We start from the raw sequence: 20791 nt of genomic DNA on the forward strand, positions 1-20791 counted from the left end.
CCACCTACCTTTTCTTCTTTTCTGCTGTCTCTAAGGGATACACCTGAATCCCTCTGCGTTCCATCTGCCAAAGGAATTCCCCGATTTCCCAGACCTGCCCATTCACATCTACCTGCCTTTCGTCCACAAAGCGGCAGATCCCAATCTCTTTCGTTCCGTCCTCTGCTATCATGCAAAGACTTTCCCCATCCAAAAGGGAGAACCGCTCCAACCCTTCCATATCTCGGAAATGGATTGTTTTCAGTTCTCCCTGTTTCTTTCTGCGTATCCGCATCTGCTCCATCTGCTGATCTTCTCTCTTTCCGGCAACCACACAGCACATCACTCCAATGCCAAAGGCTGCACCTGCCATTGCTCCAAGAGCCATTCCTGCAAAAAACATGTTTCTTTTCTCCTTTCTCGACTGCCGGGGGATTGGGGGTTCTCCCCAAAGTGCGTTTGGATATCCAAACGCTATGCTTGCAAAACCAGTTCCACCGATTTCCATCGACTCCCCCATGCAGAATCGATTATGCTTCCTTTTCTTTGATCTTGATCAATCCATCTAATGTGGTACAAATGATATGCAATCGGTCTGCGGTACTAATATCTGTGTTCATCGTTCCGGTGACTTCTTTTCCACAGACCACCACCATCCGACACCGCTTTAAGATCAAGTGGGACATCCGGTTGTATGCCTGCAAATCCTCAGCTTCCCCTTCATCCAGAAAAGGAAGAAATCCAAACCTCGGACAAATGGGAACATATCCCAACTCATAAATCTTCCGGCAATATCGCTGCACCTTCACTCTGCTTTCTTCTGCCGGACAACACACATAGGCCATCGCCTGTTCCATCGCCTCACCCCTTTCCTGCATCCAGGTGGATGCACTTTTCTTCTTCTGAAACAGAGTTGGACATCCATGTGGATGCCCTTGCTATTTCTCGCTCTCTTCTTTTTCCTTTGCTTCCAATGCAAACTTTACACGGTCACTGCCCAGCTTATAATAAGCATCGGTCACTTCAATGCCTACTGTCTCATAGCCTTCTTCCACCGCCGCAAGGATGGTTGTTCCTGCTCCGGCAAAGGGATCTAAGATTCTACCACCCGGCTCACAAATCTGAATGACATCTTTCATCAGCTGCAACGGTTTCTCTGTCACATGAATACGGTTCTGGGGATTTCCATAACGGAACACACCGGGAAGACAGGAAACCGGGCGGTTGATTGGCATCGGGCCATTACTGCCCCACACAATATACTCAGCCTGCTGGCGAAAACGTCCTTTCTGCGGACGAGAGTTTCCCTTATCCCAAACCGCAGTTCCTCTCCAGATCCAGCCTGCCCACTGGAGTGCATCGGTAATAGAGGGATATTGTCTCCAGTCAATAAACAGGCAGATTGGCGCACCAACTTTACAGGCTTTCCGCGCATCGTAGAGCCACTCTGCCATCCAATGGGTCCAGGAACGCTGATCCTTGTTATCCCCATCAAAATCCGGCAGTGCATTCTCTGCCTTCATACTGCTGTATTTCTGATTAGTCGTGCGGTTTCGCTCATTCTGTTTTGTTCCCCCAGACGCATAAGGCGGATCGGTAATCACTGCATCAAAGATCCCCGGCTGAAATGCTTTCACAAGTTTCAGCGTATCTCCATGTAAAATTGTCCAGTTTTTCCCTCCGGTATATTCCTCCGGGTATGTTCCTTCTTTCAATAAGTTCCCTAACTGCAGGGTATTTTCCATAGGCATCATCCTTTCTTATCAGCGCTCCGGCTGTTTTTTACTTTTTGTTTTTTTCTTGCTTTCATTCACTTTATGAATTGAATCACCTCCCCTGAAAACTAACAGCTCCTGTGTCTGATTCTCCACACTCCGGCTTGGCAGAACATTTCCTCTCACCAATACTTTCCCGCATACATTTCCAAAAACCAAGCTATTTCCGAGAATCAAAGGTGCATCTCCTGTTTCCTTTGCCGCAGTAATCTTGGCAAATCCTCGAATGTGTGCCATATTCCAAACCTCTCCAGCTAGAATACGGCAGGATTCCTCTGCAATACTCGTTTGATACATCACTGCAGTTCCCGTAAGAAGGGCATCACCCTTGGCAATCGCTTCTTGGAACAGTCCTGCACTCCTTTCCACTACCGCACGTTCACAGCAGATAGCCTGGTCATAAATCCAGCATGATCCTTCCTGGGAAAGATTTTGCTCATATTCTACAAAGCCACCCAAGGTTCCTTTGGGAACCGCTTCATTTACGTCTACCAATGCTCGGATTCTATGCAGCCATGGAAATTGTGGATGGGCTATGGAAGTGATTTCATATTTCTTCTGCGTTTCGCATTGGACTTCTTTTTGAGAGAACTTTTCTTTTGTATCTACTGAAAAATCAAAAACGACTTCTCCTTCCTCTACGGAATAGGTACGAATACGTGAGGTATCAAAAATTCCCCCTTCGTACTGCCTGCTGAGAAAGTTCTGGATCGCTTCCAGTTCCTGCTGTGTAAGAGGCTCTATTAATGCAAGGCTGGCACAAACATACAAACCATCTTGTTCTTTTTTCACCTGGATATCGAGGTTCTGCACTTTCTCCTTTACAGAATCATCCGCATCATAGTAATCCATCAGATTGAATGGTGCCGACTTTTTTCTGTAATACAATTTTTCCTGCTCCAGTGCCTCTTGGATGGCAGTTTCATAAAGAACAAGATCCTGTCCCTTCAAATCTACAGATTCCCCTTCTTTTGTGGCAAGCCATCCCCACACAGGACTCCATAATTGCAATCTTTTTTCCATAAGACCTCCCTTGTCAGTGTTCTGGCTGTTTATTCTCTTTTCAATCTGTTTCTGCTATTTTTTCTTCCCACATCTCCTTTGATGTGACAAAAGATAACTTCATCGGCATTCTTCCTTCCCACGTTTCTTTGGGGGCTTGGTATCATTCTGAGAAGATGCACTCAGTTCTGTTTCCACATATTCACTGATGATATGAAGTGCCTGATAATAGTTCTCTGATTTCTGGACACGTGCAATCATTTCTTTTGCCTCTTGTCCCTGCCCATTTTCCTGAAGCAGTTTACTTGCCCTGGCCATAATCGCAAACACATTTCCATCCATTCCCAAAAGCTGCATTTTCAGGCGTTTCGGAACATTTACCGGATTTTCTTGTTTCTCCGACTTTTCTTTTGAGACTTCTGATTTTGCCTGTTGAAATTCAAAATCTATGGGGCGCCAAAAGTGTATACACAGTTCACCACCCTCTACCGGAATCTCCTGCTGTTCAAAGCCTTCTCCCCATCCATCACTATATTGTCCGGTGAGATATTCACACAGTTCCGATAATTCTTCCGCCTCCAGATACTCTTTCAATTCTAAAGTTGTACAGCCATATAACACACCATCCGATTCTTTCACCGATGGAACTGCAGACACTACTTTTTCTTTAATGGCAGCACTTCCGTCAAAATAATCCATCAGATTATCGGTCCTATCATCGTCATGTCCGACACGGTTGTATTCTGCAATCTTTTCCTGAATCACAGAAGCATACTCCGTTAAATCATCTCCTTCAAAAAATACCTGCTCTTCTTCAAAGTCATTGTAATCCTCTTCTTCCCAATCTTGTTCCATCTCATTTGGAAGAAAGGTTCCTGTCAGCGGTGTCAATAATTCTATTTTGATCGTATCTTCCATTTGCCTCACCTCCCTCGTTCCTTTTGCTGTTTCTTCTGTTTTTCCCCTGCCTGTTTTGCCAGGTCTCCATAGTCTGCACCTTCCATCTGTGGTAAGTTACAAACTACGGTATATTTTTCTCCATACTGCTCTTTTAACTGCGCACACGCCCATCGCCCGGCAAAATCGTTATCGGTGCAGATCTCAATTTCTGTCACCTCCGGATGCTCTTTTAGGAAATGTTCCAATGCATCTGGACGTTTCATCTTCTTCGTTGCTCGTTCCGCTCCTTCTTTTGGTGCTGCAATGCCCCCTAGAGACAGACGGTACTTATCGGTTCGTCCATCTTCCAGCGTCATATGGGCAAGGGCGTCAATACAGGCTTCATATACTGCCACCCGACTGCTTTTCCTCAAAGGCGGAACACAAAAGCTATACTGTTTGTCGCTTCCTTCCTGTTCCATTTTAAAATTCTTTCCCCGGCTGTCATAAATCCCACGCAGAAACGCATACTTTGCCTGCCCTTGCTCATCCAGTCCAACAAAAACAGCGTTATGGTACGGGGCACTCTCATACAGGATTCCCAGCTGCACACAGTAATCCAGAACATCATCCCGAATTCCCCTTTGGTTCAAATATCTCCGCACCCGGTAAAAGCTGTCATTGGGCAGGGGCAGGGAAAAGAGCTTCTTCCTGGGCGCTGGTTCTGCTCTGGGAACATACACAGGCGTCTGCTCACACAGGATTTTTACGGCTTCCGTATATCCCATGCCATCTACCTGCATCAAAAACCGAAGGGCAGACATTCCACCGATATCCCTGGATTTCCAATGCCATTTACTTGTGATCTCGTTGATCTTAAAACTGTCATGGTCCTGAAGCTGCCATTCGTTTCTTGTCCTTGTTTTCTTCAATCTCCCCGGCTGGTATGTCTGCAGATATTCATAAGCTCTCACCTGCTTGGCTGCCTGATATTCTTCTTCGGTAACCCAAGCCATCAGATTACCGCATTGCGAAGAGCCTCGACCTTATCGGTGCGCTCCCACGGAAACTCTTTTCTTCCGAAATGCCCGAAAGCTGCTGTCTGTCGGAAAATCGGACGGGTAAGGCGCAGGCTATCCACAATCTGCTTCGGAGTCATCCCAAACACCAGCGGGATTGCCAGCTCCAGACAGTCATCGGCACACACCTTCCCCGTACCAAACGTATCCACCTGCACCATGACCGGCTGTGCTACTCCGATTGCATAAGCCAAAGACACCTGACACTTGCTGGCAAGCCCGGCAGCCACAATGTTCTTAGCGATATATCTGGCCATATAAGTTGCCGAACGATCTACTTTTGAACAATCCTTCCCGGAAAATGCTCCACCTCCATGGGGAACCATGCTGCCATAACTATCTACCATTAGCTTCCTTCCGGTCAGTCCTGTATCCGCATCCATGCCTCCGCAGACAAAACGACCTGATGGATTGATAAAAATTTTTGTATCTTCATCTGGCGGAAGGAGACGAAGTGCCGGAAGAAGCACCTTTTTTCGGATCTCTGCTTCCAGTTTCTTCAGATTCTTGTCCTCCGTATGCTGACAGGACACTACCACACTGTCCAGTCGAACAGGCTTTCCGTTTTCATACTCTACCGTCACCTGGGCTTTCCCATCTGGTAAGATTCCCTGAATATAAGAGCTTTGTCTACAGGCAGATAATTCCCTGACAATCCGATTGGCCAGCACCACAGGCATAGGCATGAGCTGCTTCGTTTCATCACAGGCATAGCCGATCATCACACCCTGATCCCCTGCTCCCTGGAACCAGTCTATCTGATTGTCAGACACTCCTTCCCTTCGTTCTTTTGAAGTATCGACTGCCCCTGCAATATCGGGACTCTGTCGATGGACAAAAGTGTCCATTGCAATCCCTTCACTGGAATAACCCACATCAGATAGTACCTTTCGCACGACTGCAAACACATCCGGTTCATAGGTGCTGGTGATTTCCCCTGCCACAATGATCGTTCCTTTCGTAGCAAGCACCTCACATGCTACCCTGGACTGTTCATCCTGTTTCAGACATACATCCAGGATAGCATCTGCAATCTGGTCACACAATTTGTCCGGGTGTCCTTCTGTTACTGCTTCTGCTGTATAAAATTTTCTCATATGAATTTCCTCTCTTTCATGCAAAAAAGGCAGGATACCTTCCTTTTTACGGGAACATATCCTGCCTGACGTTTCATATTTTCTTTTGATTTTATCATCTAACCTTTTAATCGGCTTTCAATATCTGATGCACTATATAATACATCTGTTACAATCACTTTATCTCCCTGGATTACAAAAAAGACCGAATAATTGTCTACCAACAATCTTCTCATCTCTTTGCTTCGTTCCGGCTCTGATTCCATAATACGGATTCTCTCAGCCATAGTATCCAATGTTAAAATAGCGTCTGCAATCCGGTTGTATTGATCCATCGCATTTTCTGGTGCCTGAAGAACATAAGCGATGTGATTATATAACTGCTCCATATCAGCCAATGCTTCATTTGTAATCTCAACCGTATAGTGTTTCATATCAATGATTCTCCCTGAATTTTGCGAACGCTTCTGCTGCATTTTGCACTCTTCCTGCAGCTATATCATTGTAACCTTTTTCCAATTTCTGATGGATTTCTTCTGTTGTCATGGCATCTGCATGAATCGATACTGGTGCTTTTGGTAAAGAAACAGAAAATGGAATTCCACCTGTAAGAGAAATTTGATTCAAATACATATCAATCGCTGTTGACATAGGAACACCTAACTGAGACAATACTTTTTCTGCCCGCTCTTTGACAGTTGGGTTTACTCTTAAGTTTAATGTTGCTGTTTTTTCCATGATCACACCTCCTTGTTTCTTATATTGTAACGCTTTTGTCGTTACAATTCAAGCACTATTTCTCACATTTTCTAAGTTTTATATCCGATTTTACATTTTCATTATACTCTCAGATTTTCGCTTAAAAAACACATTCCAGATAGATGGCAGATACATCCAGATAGCTGCAAAAGTCCCAGTCTTTAAACACTTTCTGACACTACATCACGCCACATTTCGTTGTTCATCCTACATCCTCGAACACTTTTTTCTATGATAGTACTGTCTTTTTCATGCAACCTTGTCTCACATTCTGCACTTTTCGGGTGCTTTCAAACACTTCCAGGCAACTTCAGTTCCAAAAAGCCACCAAAGAGCTGGAAAAGCGCCCATCTTCGAACACTTTCCCAACACTACAAGACTACACAAGCCGCCACGATCCGTTGCACATCCCTTAACTTCGAACACTTTTTGTTCCGTAGTGCCGCTTCTTACCTGCAACTTGTCTCACATTCTGCACTTTTGGGGTACTTTTGAACACTTCCTGACACTACTGACTTCGAAGAGTACTGGAGATACCCAGAGACCGGAAGAAAGTTCCCGTCTTTGAACATTTTTCCCCTTTAAGACCCCGCTTTTACTGCCACAAGAATATTCCGGGCTTGCTTCCACTCATAAGAGCAGGTCACCAGCGTCAGAGTTTCCTCACAACCTATGCCATCTACCCCTGTTTCAAACAATGCTACCTCTTTTGCCTGCTGTACATAAGCCTCCAATTCCTGTGGACTCTGAAAAGATGTCCTCTGAAAGTCGAACATGGACACATCGGCTTTCAAAACTGCCGCTATCCGGTACTCCTCCATTCCTTCCGGTGTCTGAAAGAACACCCTGGGATGTGCTTTCCAATACTCATAGGAGGAGTACTGATCCAGATTCCCGAACATTGCCCCGCTGTTCATGTTGTGACCGTAGATGGTCAGATTCCCCGATTCTCCCAGAATACAGTCTGCCTGGAGGAACAAACTTCCATTGATGTCGTAGTTTCCCTGGTAATCCCTCCGCAGATAATACTCCGGTTCTTCCGGGCTGCTCTGCAGTACCGGATAATCGATGCCACTCTCTGGGATCGTAAGCCAACCCCGAACATCCGGATACTGACTCTGGAGGGAGCGGAGGTCAACGGCAGACACTTCCGGTTTTCTTCCAGCCTGTTCCTCTTTTTGTGTTGGAGAACCCCCACCCGGAGGAAATTCCTCCGGGAAGTGGGATTTTAAGTCCTCCACCAGTTCCCGGTTCTGCCGGGGGATGATAACAAAGTCATAACAAAGCAACGCTACACTCATTATGCAGATGACACACAACATCACCTGCAACATCCACAGACTACTCTTCTTTTTTCGCTTCATCTGTTTTTTCTATTTTCCCATGTTTCTTCTTATAAATCAGAGTTGCTATAAGTCCGATTGCTGATGCTCCCAGAGGAGCAAACAGGAGGATTGGTTTCCAGCGGTTGTCTCCAGTCTGCGGCACACCCGGAGTTTCCGGTGTCCTTGCATCCTTCATTTCCACCTTCTGAACCTCCATGGTATCTTCCAATGTAAACTTCACATCTTCTGCAATCTCATACCCTTCCGGGGCTGTGATTTCACGCAGGATCAATTCTTCTCCTACCGGGAGCTTCTCTACCAGATGAGGCTTTCCATCCGTTACCCACTCTTCCAGAATCTCACCCTCTTTATTTAAGATCTGCAGCTTGGCACCTTTCAGTTCTTCGCCTGTGGTAATATCCGTCTTGGAAATTTCTACTTTGGAATAATCATCCTTCATCTCTACCTTGGTCACACTGCCATCTTCTTTTACTTCAAACTCGATATCTTCTGCAGATACATAGCCCTCTGCATAAGGCGGCAGTTCTTCGTGAAGGATATACGTTCCTTCTGGCAGTCCATAGACTATGTGCGGTTCTTTTGTACTGATCCACTCTTCTACGATGTTGCCCTCTTTATCGATGATCTGAAGCTTCGCACCTTCCAGTTCTTCCCCGGTTGTTGCATCGGTTTTCGTAAATTGGCTCTCAGTCGGCTGGTTTTCCACTTCTTTTGTCAGCTTGATTTCTGCAAGGTTCTGATCTGTGTAAGAGGCATCCACCTCCCAGATTTCTTCATTTGGAAGATATCCCGGTTTTCTCACTTCCTCTTTTACATAATATTTTCCATGATATAGGTCGCTATCAAAGGTAAGTTGACCGTTTTCATCCGTTGCTTTCTTCTCCAAAAGCGTATCTTTTTCTACAAGAACCTCACCCTGCTGAGACAGAATATCTTCTTTTGCGTACAATCCGAAAATCACGCCTTCCAGTTTTTCTTCTGTGACTGCATCTTTTTTCTCTACAGAAATGGAAATCTTCTGTCTTTCATTTTTATAGGCAACGCCTTCATAAACGACAGCCTGCGTATCATCCTTTGCAGTCAGGGTAAATTCCTTCTGTTCCGGGTTCAATACGAAATGGTCGCCTGCCACCGTTTCTTTCAGATAATAAGAACCCAGTGGAAGATTGTTCACTACTGCTTTTCCTTCTTTATCTGTGACCAGGGTTGCTACTAAATCATCTTTTTCATAGCGGATGACCGGATTGCCCTGTTCATTTTTCGCACCATCTGGAGAGTAAATGGTATCCTTGGCATACAATTCAAAAGTTGCCCCTTCCACGCCGGATTCTTCATATACAAAGTCATGGAACACACCGGTATCGGTATCCTCTCCGGTCACTGCATCTTTGATCTTTCCTGCCAGTCTCTTTGCCTTTGCAAGCAGGGAATCTCCCTTCACTTCTACTGGCTGTTCTCCAGTTTTCGTTAATGTCAGGCTTCCCACCTGTTCATCATTTGGCTGCTCGACTTCCACGATGACTGCTCCGGTATCCGGATCGATTTGATGAGCAGTATCCGAGGAAACGGTGATCACAATTCCTTCTTTGGAATTCTCTTTGTAAGTTCCTTTTCCAGTCACTTCCAATGGAGAAATCACAGTTTCCCCTTCATATAAGGACATTTCATACCCCTGTCTTACAAATCCTTCTGGTGCTTTCACTTCTTCAATCCGATAGGTAGAACATTTCAGTTCTTCCGGTGTTACCAGATAGCCTTCCTCATTAGTCTTGAAAACACTGATGGTCTCTTTCTTCGGATAGAATACGGTCTGCTCTACATATTCCTCTTTTTCCATATCAAAGATTTTATAGGAAGCGCCTGCTTTTAAAACCGGATTGCCTGTCTGTGCATCTTTTTTTACAATCTTTAATAAAAATTCAAATGGACGGTCATCGAACACACGCCACACCATCGGCTCTCTGCTGTCCTCATCTACCTTTACTAAAAACGGAGCAATGGCTTTCAAATTCTCCGGCACCGTACTTTCTTCTACCACATAAAGACCATACGGAAGTTCCGGGCTGAGGGCATATCCCTTTTTATCGGTAATCAGTTCCGGTACCGGAACTGCCTTGCCATCCACGTAGGTCACTGCCACCTCTTCTTTACTGAAATCATAGCCACGGAAATCTTCCGCAGTAAACTGCTCCCCATTGGATGGCTGTAATTCCCCGCTCTTTACTTTAGACAGGTTGCTGACTAAATACACTTTAAATCCTGCCCCTTCCACAAGGTCTGTCTCTGTCTGGTCTCCATCTTCACTGATCTTGATGAGCTGGAACGCCTGCTTTTTCACCTGCTCTTGTACAGTCAGATCTCTGGTTACCTCTGCCACTTCCTGACCTTCGTAGGTAAGGTTCACGTCATATTCTGTCGTATCCACCGTATAGCCTTCTGGCGGAGTGAGCTCTTTCACATACATTTTTCCCAGATACAGTTCAGAAAAATCTAAGGTGCCATCTTCCTTGATTACCCCCTGCGCGATGAGGCTGTCTTTTTTGAACAGAATCCCCGTCTTTCCATCCGGGTGGACAATATCCTCTCTGGCATACAGACCATACACGGCTCCTGCAAGGGAACTGTCTCCCTGTGGAAGAAAGTCCTGTGTCTCCTTATCAATCTTTTTGATATGGACAGCGCCTTTTACCCTCTCATCGGTTGCAGTGATCGTAACCGTCTTTCCGGCTTCCACATCCACCTTATGAATCACATCACTCTGCGCATAGCTGTCTGGAGCCTTAATTTCCTTCACATATACGGTTTTAATGGCAGCTTCAAAGTAATCACTGACTGCCTTTCCCTCTTCCCCGGTGGCTGGCATTTCCATCAACAGATGCTCACACTTGCTGTCTGTATAAATGCCATAGACTGCACCATCCAATGGGTTCTTGGTATCTGCATCTTTTTTGAGAAGTTCAATCCTTGTCATTTCCATCCAGTCTACGGTAAAACTTACCGGATTGGCTTTCTCCGATTCAAAGACTCCAATGTCCTGATTGCTGTTTCCTGTGGATAACACCAGCGTTCTCCAAGTCTCTCCCACAGAGCCATGCAGTTCTCCGGAGGAATAGGTTCCGGTATAAAGCATCGGTGCAGTCAGATAAAACGTATCCCCGCCATAAATCTTTAACGCACCATTCTCTGCGGAAGTTCCCTTTGTCTTGTTATAAATGGTGATGTCTTTTGGCACATTGACAGAAATATAATTTCGATGATCCCCGGACAATGTGATATCCGGTGTTTTCTGCACATTTCCGTCACGGACTGCTTTTACGGATGTTTTAGAAAGAGAAATCTCCCCTTTCGGCGGTTCTTCCATAGCAAACAGATGATCAATATAGGCAATCACCCCTGCTTTTACCAGATCCTCATACTTGCATCCCGTAAATCCTGCCTCACCTGCGTAAGCATAGCTGGCTGCGATGTGGGTATACACATATTTCTCTTCTGCGCTTTTCCCTGAAAGATAGCTGCCTGTAATATCCCCCGCACCGCCATAGCCATAATACAGCACTTTCTGCAGGTTCTTATTGCTGTCCAGCACCTGTGCCACATAGTCTCCACTTGGCGGTGAAGAACGATGGGATTCCAGACAATAGGCAATCTTTCCATTCACCGTAAACCAGCAGGTCAGATAATTTCCAATATAACTTGGATAGTAAATGGTCTCTCCTTTTTCCAGATGTACCGTTTCTCTTGCAGTAAAGGTATTTTCTGCACCGGAAAACATCATCACTTCCCCATCCTCAATCTTTTCTTCCAGTTCCCTTGCTGCCTGTGCATCTGCATCTTCCCCGGATACCGTTACTTCCACATCCGGGATCTCCTGCACAGGCGTCTCCGAATCTTCTTCGGATTTCGTATCCTCTTTCTGTTTCTGCCCACCGTTTTCTTCTGCATGGGCCTGTCCTTCCGTATCCGTCAGGATAATCTTACGAGTAACTGAATAGCTGGCACGCGCATCTTTGGGCACAACCCAGTAGGTTGCAACATAAGTCCCTGCCTGGTCTGGATGATACGCACTGCCATCCTCTGCTTCAATATGTTCCAAAGTCACATCCTCTTTTTCTGGATCATACTGAATCCCTTCCATGCAGGTCTCTGCCATAAATTCCTTGTCGGAAACATCTTTGGTGATATCCTCTGCAGTCACTGTCTGCTCAGAAATTTCCGACACCGGATGCTCCGATTCTGTCTTACTTTCTTTTTCTGTCACAGCATTCTGTGAAATTTCACTTTCTGCCGCATGGACATCCGCTAAGTTCCCAAGCGGACTAAGACCCATGAGCAGTGCAAGCCCAAAGGCTGCAAGTCTTGTTTTGATATTCCTGCTCTTCATTGCATTCTCCTTTTTTCGTTAAAAATACCGCAGAGGCTTTCCCCTGCGGCTTTGTTATCTGCTTACTTCTGTTTTCTTTTGACTGGTTTTTTGTCTGCCCACTTCCTGTCTTGTACGTTTTAACGCATCAGTCACAGAGCGGCTGGAAATCCCATTTTGATGGCAGCCTTCCACAATCCCCATAAAATAAAGATCAGAAGGAATCGCTGGTTGATCCTTATACGGAGCATTCATGGTATATGCCATGACTTCCCTTTTCATGCCATCCTTGCCATGAACAAGAACAGGCTCCTTCCCATAAAGATGGGGATAACCTTCATAAAAGTCCAGGCTCTTTTCACACTCCGGTGTAATCTTCCAAAGCACCCCTTCCACCTGGCTGCCCTCTTCCGGCAAAATGGTGGCAACACCGCTTCCTTTCCCTCTGCCACAAAAGGTCAGGCGGTATCCCTCCAGCCGGACATTCTCCACTACGGAAGCTGCCGGACAGCGGTACGCCATCTGGTCTAAGTTCATATTGCTGCCATAGGCAAAATAATAGGTTTCTTTCATCTCTTACCTCCTAACGGGCATCCTCCGCCCGATGATTTCGATTCAAACATTCATAGGTACTGCGGTCATACCTCCATGCCCTGTCACCCTCCAGATTGGCAAGCAGATGTTCCCGGACATTTTTATATTCTGGTCCAATCAGCCCTAACCGCAGTAAAAAGGTACGGAATGTAAATGCAGGATTCTCGGTAATCTCTGTTTTCCGCATCTGGGTACATTTCTGATTGATGGCCTGAGCGGAAATGGCAAGGGCCAGCGTGATATTTGCCCGTACTTTTCCTGCATGGAGGGTACTCTCAAAACATCTCCACTCCAAAGTTCCTTTGGAAAATACTGCATGAAGGTTCAACGCATAGTACCGGGTATCGTCATAATGATCATGGCTTCCATCCCTGCCTCCATACCAGATCTGTTTCAGTTTTTCCATGGAAATGGTGTTGTTTTGCATTCTACGGATTTTTTCCAGCACAATGGGGCGTACTTTCTGACAATAGTTGCTTTCTCTGGAAGTCTGCACTTTCAATGCCTTGAACAGAATATCCTCTTTGGAATACATGATAGTCATAGCATTTTTGAGGCTTCTTGGGGTGTGATTGGAAGCGTCCACATGAACATGCTGCCCGCAGGACTCATTTACCTTTGCCCCATGGTGCCTCAAACACCGCACTACTTCCTGCAGCTTCCCCATCTCTCCATAGGAAAGTTTGGGACTGACCATTTCAGTGCTGTATTCACTTCCGGCACGGACCATGCGTCCACGCTCCCTGCGTTCCGTATAGATACTGCCATCATACATAAACTTCCACTTCTTCCCTTCCTGATCTGTCACAGACCAGACTCCATAATATCCACCATCACAAACTGCCCGTGTTCCAAACATCTCCGCGACTACCTCCGCAGCCCTCTGCCTGGTAATGCCTGTCATCTCAATCTCTGTACCGAAGTACTGATCCTGAATTCCAATTGCCATACTGCCTTACCTCTTTGTCTTTTCATCCTCTGCCCGGATTTGTGCATCTGCCTGCCGAAGAAGTGTTCCGATGGCTTCGATCACGTTGACGGTCACTCCGTTTCCAGCCTGCTTATACAACTGACTGTCGGAAGTATTCTGTTCGATACGGTCAATCTGCCAGTCATAAAAGCCTTGCAGTCTCAGACATTCCCTTGGCACCAGTTTTCGGATTCTGCCCCGATAGGCAACTCCATGGCGGTCTGTGGCAGTAATGGTGAACATCGGTTCTTCCGGTTCCTTCATCCTTCGGCCATTCTGCCGGGTTTCTTCCCTTCCCGGGGTCAGCACTGCCCTGGCGCCTTCCTCTTTTAAGACACCGGAACATTCCCCTTTGTGATTATGGATGCCGGACTGTCTGGTATTCAGACATCTGCAATGCTCTGTGACAAGAGGCGGAGGAGACAGATCCACAAAATGCAGTGTCCCCTGCTGGATTCCGGTGGTCAGGGTATGGGCAATCTGATGCCCCACACGCCCTCTTCTGGTATTCATGCCTGCATATCCCAGGTCAATGCTGTCTCCCGTATATGCCATCTTATAACCCTGCTTGGTATTCTCTTTGATAGGCACACCAACCTCATATAATCCGGTTTTTCCACCAACGCCTCCTGCTCCGGAAGTCAGGGTACAACTTAATCCTTCGGCTTTGTAAATCCGTTCCCCCTGTCTGCCCGTCTGGACTTGAACAAGAGGCGTTCCATTTGCTGTTGGGAAAGGTAATATTTTTCCGGCACATCTTCGATCAAGATATCCGACAAGATACACCCGTTTTCTGGATTGGGGGACTCCAAAATCCTTGCTGTTAAGCACTTTCCATTCCACACCGTACCCCAGCTCAGATAACGTACTGAGGATGGTGTGAAACGTCCTGCCTTTGTCATGCGAAAGCAGTCCGGGAACATTTTCAAGGATGAAATACGCAGGTCGCTTGTCTGCAACCAGTCTGGCAATCTCGAAGAACAAAGTTCCTCTGGCATCTGCAAATCCTCCCCGCTTTCCGGCGATAGAGAATGCCTGGCAAGGAAATCCTGCACACAAAAGATCAAAGTCTGGCATTCGGTCTGTTTCGATTGTTCTTGCGTCATTACAAAACCACTCCCCTTCTGTGTCGAACAGCAATCGGTAGTTCTTATCCGCATAAGCATCCACCTCGCAGTGCCCCACACAGGTAAAACCGCCTGCACGTCTTAACCCTTCCCGGAATCCCCCGATCCCGCTGAATAAATCAAAAAATCGAATGGTTGCGGCTATCAACCTCCTTTGCTGAGAAAAAGCAGGCGGCATGGTTTCTTTTCCACACCGCCTGCAAGTTTTATGGTTCTATTTGTTTGGCATTATGCGATCTCTCCGGTTTCTTCCTCGGATTCTGGCAGTTCTTCTTCCTCCTCTGCATCTTCGGGAAGTTCTGAATCTGGTTCTCCCTCTTCTAATTGTGCAGATTCCTCGAAGTTCTCATTGTCTGGTTCTTCCTCCGCAGCTTCCGTCCCTTCGATTCCCTCTTCGGCAATCTCTTCTTCACTGATCTCTTCTGCTTCTTCCAGTCTGTCTGTTTCTACGGTTTCTTCTGGCTGCTCTAACTCCTGCCATTTGGCTTCTACCTCTTCCACCGCTTTCTCGATGATGCGGATGATAAAATCTTTCTGTTTGATGCCTTCCTTCGCGACTACCCATTTGACTCTCTGGAATAATTCCTCTGTAACCTGTACTGCTAATGTTCTTTTTTCCATGCTCTCTTCTCCTTTGCCTTCCAGTCTGTTAAAGTGTTCTTCAATCACCTGCCGGATGAATATCTGTGTACTCGTTTCTTTCTCTTCGATCTCGGCTCTTACCTTCTCATGTAATTCCACCGGAATCTTTCCGCATATGTTCTTCATCTCTGCCATCTGCGTTTCTCCTTTCGTTTTGTTATACACAACATACTCCAAAGTTTGAAAGAAAGCTATTCACAATACCCACTAAAGAATCCATGTCAAATGTATACAAAACCCAAGCAGATCCAACAATGCCATATTTTCTTTGTCCATAGGCCTCACCCCCTTTACTCCTGCTCCATCTGAAATAAAAAATCCAGCATCTGATTGGGAATTTCTTCCTTTTCACATGCTGGCATTCGTTCCATACCGCCACTTTTCAGTTCTTCCCGAACAGTCTCCTGAATCAATTTCCGTAAGGTTTCCCGCTCTTCTTTTTCTAAGATCACATCCACCAGATACTGATTCCTCTGTCCTGCCGGAACTTCCATCAAAAGCCGCCACGCTTTTTCATGCTCCGGGTTCTTAATGTTTGGGCGAAAGGAAAAGACCGGGCGGCTCACAGCGCCCTCATCTGCCCCACAATCCGTTCATATCCGGCTGCGTTTGCATGGATGTCTGTGAGGTAAATCGGGCGGCACAGGCGGTCCTGGGTACTTACACGGTGCTGAAAAATAGCAGCCCCGCCTCCCATGAAAATGGAAGGAACTGCCCGCAGATCAAAGCCTGCCTCGGTGATCGCAGACAATATCTTTTCAATGTAAAGCCTGCCCTGTTTCTCGATCAAAGACACCACTTCCGCAGGCATGCTGCAGGACTTCCCCTGTAAGATGCGCTCAACCTGTGTCTCTGTTATGGACAGCCCGGTGTTTCTGCGCACCTGTTCCAGAATCTCATCCATACAGCGAATGACACCCAGTTCCAGACTCCTGCAGGTAGCTGCATTGGGAACAGCGTTATCAAGGCGCATCAAGTCCACCGTCCATCCCCCGATATCCACAAGAAGAACAGAGGGTTCATCTTTTAAGTATTCCGGGTAAAGAGCCAGAGCCGAGTATCCCTGGGGGAACAGTTTCACATCCTCAATCTGGATTTCATAGCGTTCCCCTTCGTAGAAAAAGCGGACAGGCTGTTCCTTCCGAAACAGATATTCCTTAAATTTCTGTTTTTCCCTTCCAAACCCAGCAAGGGGAAGCCCGGCTGCAAGAACAACCTTGGCTGTTCTCTCTCCTTTTCGTTTTCGGATCTCCTGTGCCAGTGCAGCCAGCGTTAAAAGATAATAATTGTCATTGACAGTCTTATCCTTTACTAAAGTCTGCCGCCCCGTCCCACACACATAATAAGCGCCTCCATATTGAAGAACATTCTGCATGGTATAAGGTTCATAGGTGTACCGCATCAGCCCTGTTGGGAAACACACCTGCTTTGTTTTAATAGCATAATATCCGTGGTCGATTCCAATGATCATCGCTTACCACTCCCTTCTTTCTCGTTCTATAAAAATTTCCAGTGAAAGAGCTCCCGGACTCGGAGCCATGCTCCTGCAAAGACTTTTTCTTTTCCAGCCTTTTAAGCTTCCTACTCCCGGAAAACTGCCGCTTTCTTTCATGAAACTTCTATTTTTATCTTTCCTGCTGATGTTGCTTCCTTACAGATTTTTGTTTTTCACAACTTCGTACAGGCTGTAATCCTGCAAACAAGGTATCCATAATCCGTTTCATCTCTTCAAATGATACCTCTTCCGGCATGGTGAACATAATCATCTTTCCATCCACTTGTTTTCTCCCATTTCTTGTATGAAAGTAGGTAAAGGTATTTCCCCAACAACCATCTGCTCCCGTATGGAATTCTTTCCATCGATCATCAATTTCCATGATATATCTTGCAGTATCTACCCCGATTTCTTTTTGCTCAATCCGCTGATCTGCATACATTTTTTCTGCAGCATAAACATCTACATCCTTTCCCGGCGCTAAATAAATTTGTACTGCATTCGTCTGATATACTCCAAAATCATGCATTTCGTACTGAGACAATACCAGTCTGGCCTCATAAGACCTAGGCGGTATATAATCGACCACCAGTTTCTTTAATCGCTCTGGCGGTTCTGTTTCAAAATAATAAGGATCGCCTGCCACAATCCGCCTCGGACACTTTACACGGAAAAGTTCCCTGCGTAGTAACTTTGGTTCTAACTGTTTTTCTTTTTCCATTTATTTCATCCTTTCTTTCAGCTTTTTCCTGCCCTAGTCGTAGAAACATGTCTGGGCAGGGAGATAGTGAAGTGTTCCTTCCACCACAAGCGCCTGCTTTTGAAAGCGCAGGACTCCCTGATTTTGCAGGTCAACCAGTTCACGATAGGCTTCCTTGGTCAAAAAATAGCGATGATACTCTCCCTTTTCCTCGAACCCTTCCTTTTGCTCTAACACCAAAAACTCCACCATATATCGAGTGTCCGGTGCAAAACGTTTCTCACACAGGATGTCATCCCCCTTCACTGCCTTCACACCTTCCGATTCCCTGGCGACTGCCAGTAATTCATGGATACTGATACTCACGTTTCCTATCACCTCCCTTCGAAGTCTTTTTCAAATTTTCTGCGAAAAAAAGACAGGCACCTACACGATGTCTGTCTCTGTGGGATCTTCCATCCCTTTTTCCTGATACTGTTGTTTTATGATCTGTTCCAGCTGTTTTCGAATTTCCTTATCCGGTACCTGGATGCAAAACCCCTGAAGCCAGCGGTCATGCAGATGCTCATCTGCTTCTGTTACATCCCAAGATATAATGCTCATGTGCGATAAAGTAACATGATAACTGAATTGATAGTCAGTCCCATTCCGTAAAATGCAAGTTTCCGAAATGTTTCCGAACTTTCTTCAGCCCATTGCTACAAAAAGCAGGAAATGTTATAATTCAAAACGAACAACTGAATAAAAGTGTCTTCGGGGCAGGGTGAAATTCCCGATTGGCGGTAAAGTCCGCGAGCGTAAAACGCACGATTTGGTGTAATTCCAAAACCAACAGTATAGTCTGGATGAAAGAAGATATGGTTAGATTCCGCAGATTTTGAGAGTGTTACTTTCTTTTCTGTGACCTAATGATAATGCTAACACCTGAAAGACATTTTCTTTTGGGTGTTAATTTTTTGCCACGGAGGGAAGCAATTATGAACAGTAAAACAAAAAGAATCACAGTTATTGGTATGCTATGTGCGATTACTTATGTCACTATGGTTGTTGGCAGGATTCCTATTATTCTATTCTTAAAGTATGACCCATCAGATGTTATTGTAACTTTAGGTGGTTTTATTTGGGGGCCGATGACTTCCTGCATTGTATCTGTTATTGTAGCAACCCTTGAAATGATTACAGTAAGCGATACCGGAATATTAGGTTGTATTATGAATATCGTACAAACACTATCTTTTGCGTGTACGGCATCTGTCATTTACAAAAAAAAGCACACTTTATCTGGTGCAGTGATTGGTCTGGCATCGGGATGGCTAATAACGGTTATCGTTATGCTGTTGTGGAACTATTTGGTAACGCCGCTTTATATGGGGTATCCAAGAGAAGCAGTTGTAGAATTGTTACTTCCTGCCTTTCTTCCATTTAACTTATTGAAAGGTGGGTTAAATGCGTCCATTACATTTTTACTGTATAAGCCCATAGTTACCGCTTTGAGAAAAAACGGATATGTTGCTACTTTGGAAAATGAAGCAAGACAAAAGCATACTGGTCTGCTTATACTGGCAAGTTTTATAATAGTAACTTGTGTTTTGATTATCCTGTCAATGAATGGGATTATATGAGGAGCAAAATGAAAGAAAATATAAATAAGCCTATTTATACACTAACGGGAATTGTTATACATGGTCGAGGTATTGGAAAGCATGTAGGGACACCTACCGCAAACATAGAAATAGCCAAAAATACATTTTTGCCAAAGACAGGGGTGTATGTGGCAGATATTCTTTTAAGTGGCAAGATATATTATGGTGTTACCCATATTGGAACGCGCCCTACGCTTGACAATGATAGCTTTGTTTCAATCGAAACACATATTTTTGATTTTGATAAGGATATATATGGGTGTACGATAACTGTCAACCTATATAAGAAATTGAGGGAAGTTAGAAAATTTAATGAATTATCCCTGCTACTCGAACAAATTACAAATGACCGGATAATGGCACAAGAATTTTGGGGATTAAAGCAAACAAATCACACCTTACACATTGATATTAACCGGCATTGTGTAATATTAGAACAGCAGGAAGTTTATTTATCAACAAATGAATTTGAAGTCCTTTATTTGCTACTGCAATCTCCTCAAACCACATTCACAAAAGAACAGATTTATGAGCAGATTTGGCATGAACCTACAAATAACCATTTGCACGCAGTAGAAAACACGATTTTTCAAATACGGAAAAGGTTAAAACCTTATTGTAAGGGACATAGGTATATAAAAACAGTAATTGGCTATGGTTATAAATTTAATTCCGAGTAACAAACCCAGCCGAGCCAGTCAACGGCAAGTGAATGGGCTTCGCCCACCGTTGACAGCCCCGCCTGTCCTTGCTGGTGAGTAATCAAGGGGCGACAGCAAAAAGTGCTGCCGCTCTTTCCCATAATCGAAGAAAGGAGGATTTTCCATGACTGAATACGAAGCCTATCAAGAACATATCCGCTATACCCATGATACCTATTGCCGGATTGTTATTCGCCATGCGTCCTTTGACGCTGCCCGTATGCTGGCGGCGAGGTGGAAACGGGAAATCTCCCTTGAATACTTGACCGAAGAAAAGTTTGTCCCACTAAGCACCACAGACGAGTATTTTCAAGTGCCGGACTATGGCGAAACTTATCCGTTTTCCGGAATATATTCTAATTTTTCTATTTGTGCATAAGTATATCTTCTCTTTCTTGCTTCACTATATGACAAAAGACCATATTCCGTTTTGTATGCCGGAATACGGTCTCTTTGCATCGCTTGTAACGCTTCGATCATATTTTTATAATGATGCCTGGATTTATAAGCATCTATCTGTCCTCTTGTCATTCCTATGACAGCTGCAAAATCAGCCAGACTCTTATAAAATGTTCCTTGAACCTTTAATCTACTACAATATATTTATGGTTAATATCCCTTACAGCCAGTAAGGAATTATCCATCTTGTTGCTTAAGCTGTTAA

Annotated in this window: 22 protein-coding genes, 1 pseudogene and 1 riboswitch; of the genes and pseudogenes, 3 read left to right on the forward strand and 20 right to left on the reverse strand. The window is 45.1% G+C overall.

Going from position 1 to position 20791, the window contains the following annotated elements; all coding sequences use genetic code 11:
• Positions 1 to 4 precede the first annotated feature (4 nt).
• The 20 genes from I2G42_RS14130 to I2G42_RS14225 all read right to left on the reverse strand — a co-directional run bounded on the left by I2G42_RS14130 (position 5) and on the right by I2G42_RS14225 (position 18386).
• A complete protein-coding gene (locus tag I2G42_RS14130; protein WP_029730582.1) occupies positions 5 to 382 on the reverse strand; it encodes a hypothetical protein in 378 nt (125 codons plus the stop codon).
• 127 nt (positions 383 to 509) lie between these two features.
• Complete coding sequence (locus tag I2G42_RS14135) at positions 510 to 836, reverse strand: DUF7768 domain-containing protein (protein ID WP_009248017.1); 327 nt, start codon at positions 834 to 836, stop codon at positions 510 to 512.
• A gap of 81 nt (positions 837 to 917) precedes the next feature.
• Complete coding sequence (locus tag I2G42_RS14140; protein WP_009248018.1) at positions 918 to 1724, reverse strand: DNA-methyltransferase; 807 nt, start codon at positions 1722 to 1724, stop codon at positions 918 to 920.
• An 18-nt stretch (positions 1725 to 1742) separates the two neighbouring features.
• Positions 1743 to 2777 carry a hypothetical protein gene (locus I2G42_RS16505; protein ID WP_021651994.1) on the reverse strand — a complete coding sequence of 345 codons (1035 nt, stop codon included), beginning with the start codon at positions 2775 to 2777 and terminating at the stop codon, positions 1743 to 1745.
• Between the two features lie 99 nt (positions 2778 to 2876).
• Positions 2877 to 3674 carry a hypothetical protein gene (locus I2G42_RS14150; RefSeq protein WP_055214694.1) on the reverse strand — a complete coding sequence of 266 codons (798 nt, stop codon included), beginning with the start codon at positions 3672 to 3674 and terminating at the stop codon, positions 2877 to 2879.
• 5 nt (positions 3675 to 3679) lie between these two features.
• A complete protein-coding gene (locus I2G42_RS14155; protein WP_173733904.1) occupies positions 3680 to 4651 on the reverse strand; it encodes a DUF3991 and TOPRIM domain-containing protein in 972 nt (323 codons plus the stop codon).
• Positions 4651 to 5811 (reverse strand): methionine adenosyltransferase, encoded by a 1161-nt coding sequence (metK, locus tag I2G42_RS14160; protein WP_173733903.1) that lies wholly within the window; start codon positions 5809 to 5811, stop codon positions 4651 to 4653. The genes I2G42_RS14155 and metK overlap by 1 nt, the downstream gene beginning before the upstream one ends.
• Before the next feature lie 98 nt (positions 5812 to 5909).
• Entirely contained in the window at positions 5910 to 6224 is a 315-nt protein-coding gene (locus I2G42_RS14165) for a type II toxin-antitoxin system RelE/ParE family toxin (RefSeq protein WP_009248023.1), read from the reverse strand.
• 1 nt (position 6225) lies between these two features.
• The gene (locus I2G42_RS14170; protein WP_009248024.1) at positions 6226 to 6528 is read right to left on the reverse strand and encodes a type II toxin-antitoxin system RelB/DinJ family antitoxin; all 303 of its coding nucleotides are present in this window, start codon (positions 6526 to 6528) and stop codon (positions 6226 to 6228) included.
• A 602-nt stretch (positions 6529 to 7130) separates the two neighbouring features.
• Positions 7131 to 7913: a class B sortase gene (locus I2G42_RS14175; RefSeq protein ID WP_173733902.1), complete on the reverse strand. Its 783-nt coding sequence runs from the start codon at positions 7911 to 7913 to the stop codon at positions 7131 to 7133.
• A complete protein-coding gene (locus I2G42_RS14180) occupies positions 7891 to 12276 on the reverse strand; it encodes a SpaA isopeptide-forming pilin-related protein (protein ID WP_173733901.1) in 4386 nt (1461 codons plus the stop codon). The genes I2G42_RS14175 and I2G42_RS14180 overlap by 23 nt, the downstream gene beginning before the upstream one ends.
• A 54-nt stretch (positions 12277 to 12330) precedes the next feature.
• Positions 12331 to 12828, reverse strand: coding sequence for a gamma-glutamylcyclotransferase family protein (locus tag I2G42_RS14185; RefSeq protein WP_173790695.1), 498 nt, complete (start codon positions 12826 to 12828; stop codon positions 12331 to 12333).
• Positions 12829 to 12838: 10 nt separating this feature from the next.
• Positions 12839 to 13798 carry an amidoligase family protein gene (locus I2G42_RS14190; RefSeq protein ID WP_055214682.1) on the reverse strand — a complete coding sequence of 320 codons (960 nt, stop codon included), beginning with the start codon at positions 13796 to 13798 and terminating at the stop codon, positions 12839 to 12841.
• Positions 13799 to 13804: 6 nt separating this feature from the next.
• A complete protein-coding gene (gene dcm / locus I2G42_RS14195) occupies positions 13805 to 15094 on the reverse strand; it encodes a DNA (cytosine-5-)-methyltransferase (protein WP_330589348.1) in 1290 nt (429 codons plus the stop codon).
• A gap of 80 nt (positions 15095 to 15174) precedes the next feature.
• On the reverse strand, positions 15175 to 15723 hold the full coding sequence (locus I2G42_RS14200) for a hypothetical protein (protein WP_055214679.1): 549 nt from the start codon (positions 15721 to 15723) through the stop codon (positions 15175 to 15177).
• A 155-nt stretch (positions 15724 to 15878) separates the two neighbouring features.
• Positions 15879 to 16154 (reverse strand): hypothetical protein, encoded by a 276-nt coding sequence (locus I2G42_RS14205; RefSeq protein ID WP_055214677.1) that lies wholly within the window; start codon positions 16152 to 16154, stop codon positions 15879 to 15881.
• Positions 16151 to 17059, reverse strand: coding sequence for a ParM/StbA family protein (locus tag I2G42_RS14210; RefSeq protein ID WP_055214675.1), 909 nt, complete (start codon positions 17057 to 17059; stop codon positions 16151 to 16153). The genes I2G42_RS14205 and I2G42_RS14210 overlap by 4 nt, the downstream gene beginning before the upstream one ends.
• 154 nt (positions 17060 to 17213) lie before the next feature.
• Complete coding sequence (locus I2G42_RS14215; protein ID WP_070099697.1) at positions 17214 to 17804, reverse strand: hypothetical protein; 591 nt, start codon at positions 17802 to 17804, stop codon at positions 17214 to 17216.
• Positions 17805 to 17837: 33 nt separating this feature from the next.
• Positions 17838 to 18149 (reverse strand): DUF5720 family protein, encoded by a 312-nt coding sequence (locus I2G42_RS14220; protein WP_055214674.1) that lies wholly within the window; start codon positions 18147 to 18149, stop codon positions 17838 to 17840.
• 60 nt (positions 18150 to 18209) lie between these two features.
• A complete protein-coding gene (locus I2G42_RS14225) occupies positions 18210 to 18386 on the reverse strand; it encodes a hypothetical protein (protein WP_173790692.1) in 177 nt (58 codons plus the stop codon).
• Positions 18387 to 18528: 142 nt separating this feature from the next.
• A riboswitch (FMN riboswitch) is annotated at positions 18529 to 18644 on the forward strand.
• A 116-nt stretch (positions 18645 to 18760) separates the two neighbouring features.
• Between I2G42_RS14225 and I2G42_RS14230 the strand changes: the two genes are divergently transcribed.
• The 3 genes and pseudogenes from I2G42_RS14230 to I2G42_RS14240 form a co-directional block, all read left to right on the forward strand.
• Positions 18761 to 19405, forward strand: a complete 645-nt coding sequence (locus I2G42_RS14230) for an ECF transporter S component (RefSeq protein ID WP_055214672.1) — start codon at positions 18761 to 18763, stop codon at positions 19403 to 19405.
• A gap of 8 nt (positions 19406 to 19413) precedes the next feature.
• Positions 19414 to 20106 carry a riboflavin kinase gene (locus I2G42_RS14235; protein WP_055214670.1) on the forward strand — a complete coding sequence of 231 codons (693 nt, stop codon included), beginning with the start codon at positions 19414 to 19416 and terminating at the stop codon, positions 20104 to 20106.
• A 145-nt stretch (positions 20107 to 20251) separates the two neighbouring features.
• Positions 20252 to 20473, forward strand: a pseudogene (locus I2G42_RS14240) (sigma-70 family RNA polymerase sigma factor); the annotation flags it as partial.
• Between the last annotated feature and the right edge of the window lie 318 nt (positions 20474 to 20791).

Origin of the sequence: Fusicatenibacter saccharivorans (assembly GCF_015557635.1) — a bacterium.
GTDB classification, from domain to species: domain Bacteria; phylum Bacillota; class Clostridia; order Lachnospirales; family Lachnospiraceae; genus Fusicatenibacter; species Fusicatenibacter saccharivorans.